Below are 3457 nucleotides of genomic sequence, written 5' to 3'. Positions count from 1 at the left end.
TATCAAAAGTGGATTAGCCCGCTATTAGGTCCGCATTGTCGTTTTAATCCAACTTGCTCTAGTTATGCTATTCAAGCAATTAATTTGCATGGATCGGTAAAAGGGAGTTGGTTAGCAGTTAAACGCATATTAAAATGCCATCCTTTACATTCAGGTGGGGACGACCCCGTTCCTGAAAAATCAATCCCTATTAACCACCAACACGAGAAATAAGAGCTGTTATGGAATCGCAACGCACGTTTTTATTCATCGGCCTGATGCTAGTGTCGTTTTTATTATTTCAAGAATGGAATAATGATTACAACACACCAAAAGCCGATCCTAGTGCCACAACACAAACACTAAAAGCAACATCACCTGAGTCAGACGATTATGTTCCGGCATCATCAGATTCTGCTTTACCGGGTTCAGCAACTGTAGCAAAACGTTCTGTAATTGAAATTACCACGGATGTTTTCAAAGTTAAAATTGACACCAAAGGCGGTGACATTGTTGAAGCAGACTTACTGCAATTTGAAGAAACTAAAGGCAGTAAAACACCTTATATGTTGCTTGGTGAGTTTGACGGTAAGCAATACTTTTCACAAAGTGGTTTAATTGGCTTAAATGGCCCAGATGCTTCAGCTAATGGCCGCCCTACTTACCATACTGAGCAAAAGTCATACCGCTTAGTGGGTGATGAACTTCGTGTGCCACTGCAGTTTACTGACAGCAACGGTGTGAACTTCACTAAAACTTATGTATTCAAAAAAGGCCAATATGATGTAGGCCTAGAATATAAAGTAAACAACACCACCAGCACCCCTATTCAAGTACAGCTTTACACTCAAGTAAAACGCACAGTACAAGAGAAAGGTAGCTTAGTAGATCAAAACTATTTAGGTGCAGCTTACGGTACCGATAATGAAAAGTACGAAAAATACAGCTTTTCAGATATGGCCGATAAAAACCTCAATAAAAGCACCTTAGGCGGTTACGTTGCGTTTATTCAGCATTACTTTGTAAGTGCTTGGGTACCTAGCCAAGAGCAAAACAATACTCTTTATAGCTTAATTACCAAAAGTAATGCCGCTATTATTGGTGCTAAAGCAGAAGCGCTAAATATTCAGCCAGGTACAGAGCAAACGCTGAGCGCTACTTATTATATGGGTCCTAAAGAGTCTGATGCGCTTGAAGCGATTCACCCTAATTTAGACCTTACTGTAGACTACGGTTGGTTATGGTTTATTTCGCAGCCATTGTTTGTATTACTAAAATGGCTACACAGCATTTTAGGTAACTGGGGTGTGGCTATTATTGCAATCACTATTATTGTGAAAACATTAATGTATCCACTGACCAAAGCGCAATACACCTCAATGGCTAAAATGCGTGCGCTACAGCCTAAAATGGCAGCGTTAAAAGAAAAGTTTGGTGACGACCGTCAAAAATTCGGCCAAGCCACGATGGAAATGTACCGCAAAGAAAAAGTAAACCCTATGGGTGGCTGTTTCCCTATTTTGCTACAAATGCCTATTTTCTTAGCCTTGTTCTATGTATTTTTAGAATCAACAGAACTACGCCATGCTGAATTTGTTTTTTGGCTAACTGACCTTTCTGCGAAAGACCCATACTACATCTTACCTATCTTGTTTGGTGCAAGTATGTTTATAACGCAAAAGCTACAGCCGATGACAGTTACCGATCCAATGCAGCAAAAAATGATGACCTTTATGCCGGTTATCTTCTCGGTATTTTTCTTATGGTTCCCATCTGGTTTAGTACTTTACTGGTTGGTGTCTAACCTTATTTCTATTGTCCAGATGCTTATCATCTATCGTGGCATGGAAAAGAAAGGCATTAAAGTAAGGGGCTAATGAGCTACCCTACTTAGTAAAAAGGCGACTTAGGTCGCCTTTTTTAATGCCTGTTTTTCACCACAGCTATTCGCTACAAATAAATCGATAGGTTACAATACCGCCATAAAGTAACTCATCGTTGGCAAATAAATAGCATGATCAATCAAGATACAATCGCAGCACAAGCTACCGCTCCAGGGCGTGGTGGTGTAGGTATAATTCGTGTTTCTGGCAGCCTCGCTAAAAGCGTGGCCGAAAAAATAGTAGGCCGAGTGCCTAAAGTGCGTTATGCCGACTATGTGCCGTTTAACAATTTAGCAGGCGAGCAACTCGACCAAGGCATTGCTATTTACTTTGCCGGACCTAACTCGTTTACCGGTGAAGATGTGCTTGAGCTTCAAGGTCATGGCGGCCCTGTGGTGCTTGATATGCTATTAAAAGAAATCAGCAATATAGACGGTGTGCGTTTAGCTAAACCCGGTGAGTTCTCTGAGCGTGCATTTATGAACGATAAGCTTGATTTAACGCAAGCAGAAGCCATTGCCGACTTAATTAATGCAACTAGTGAGCAAGCCGCTAAAAGCGCGCTACAGTCTCTGCAAGGTGAGTTTTCTAAGCACATAGAAACCTTAGTCGAAAAAGTGATTCATTTACGTATGTATGTGGAAGCCGCAATTGACTTTCCCGATGAAGAAATCGACTTTTTATCCGATGGTAAGGTATCAGGCGATTTAGACGCCATTATTAACCAGCTTAATACCGTCACCAATCAAGCCAAGCAAGGCAGTATTATGCGCGAAGGCATGCGAGTCGTTATCGCGGGACGCCCTAATGCGGGTAAATCAAGCCTACTGAATGCCTTAGCAGGCCGTGAAGCCGCCATCGTTACCGAAATTGCCGGTACAACCCGCGACGTACTACGCGAACATATTCATATTGATGGTATGCCACTGCATATTATCGATACCGCTGGGCTACGAGACAGCCCCGATCGGGTCGAACAAATAGGCATAGAGCGCGCATGGGATGAAATAAAGCAAGCCGATCGAGTATTATTTATGCTTGACGGTACCGACACCACAGACACAGATCCACATAAAATTTGGCCGGAATTTATGGCAAAGTTACCCGCCGGTATGGGCGTGACAGTGATCAGAAATAAAGCCGATTTATCGGGCGATGTTGTCGGTATGGAGCAAGAACAACAATACCCCGTGATCAGCTTAAGTGCAAAAAATGCCGACGGAATAGAGCTGGTGCGTGAACACTTAAAAGCCTGTATTGGTTTTGATGGCGCAACTGAAGGCGGCTTTATGGCACGGCGTCGTCACTTAGATGCCTTAGAACATGCAGCGCACCATTTAGATACCGGTAAAACACAATTAGAGATGCATATCGCCGGTGAAATACTGGCCGAAGAGCTACGGCTAACGCAGCAATACCTCAACGAAATTACCGGTGAATTTACCTCTGACGACCTGCTGGGCAAAATATTCAGCTCGTTTTGTATTGGCAAATAACACTAAGTTAATTTACCCATTAATAAAAAAGAGCTTTACGGCTCTTTTTTATTTGCTAAAACTTATTATTTACTGCTGTTTTAATCAGCTTAAAACAGT

The 3457-nt window shown here is 42.2% G+C and carries 3 protein-coding genes; all 3 read left to right on the top strand.

The window, feature by feature from the left end:
• On the top strand, positions 1-213 hold a 213-nt coding region (gene yidD, locus ABYB02_RS15725; protein ID WP_372763337.1), incomplete at its 5' end, for a membrane protein insertion efficiency factor YidD.
• A gap of 8 nt (positions 214-221) precedes the next feature.
• On the top strand, positions 222-1856 hold the full coding sequence (yidC, locus tag ABYB02_RS15720) for a membrane protein insertase YidC (RefSeq protein WP_372763336.1): 1635 nt from the start codon (positions 222-224) through the stop codon (positions 1854-1856).
• 137 nt (positions 1857-1993) lie between these two features.
• Complete coding sequence (gene mnmE, locus ABYB02_RS15715; RefSeq protein ID WP_372763335.1) at positions 1994-3358, top strand: tRNA uridine-5-carboxymethylaminomethyl(34) synthesis GTPase MnmE; 1365 nt, start codon at positions 1994-1996, stop codon at positions 3356-3358.
• The last annotated feature ends 99 nt before the right edge of the window (positions 3359-3457 follow it).

It is taken from the genome of Pseudoalteromonas sp., assembly GCF_041613455.1.
Taxonomy (GTDB): Bacteria; Pseudomonadota; Gammaproteobacteria; order Enterobacterales; family Alteromonadaceae; genus Pseudoalteromonas.
This window is presented reverse-complemented; position numbering and strand designations above follow the sequence as displayed.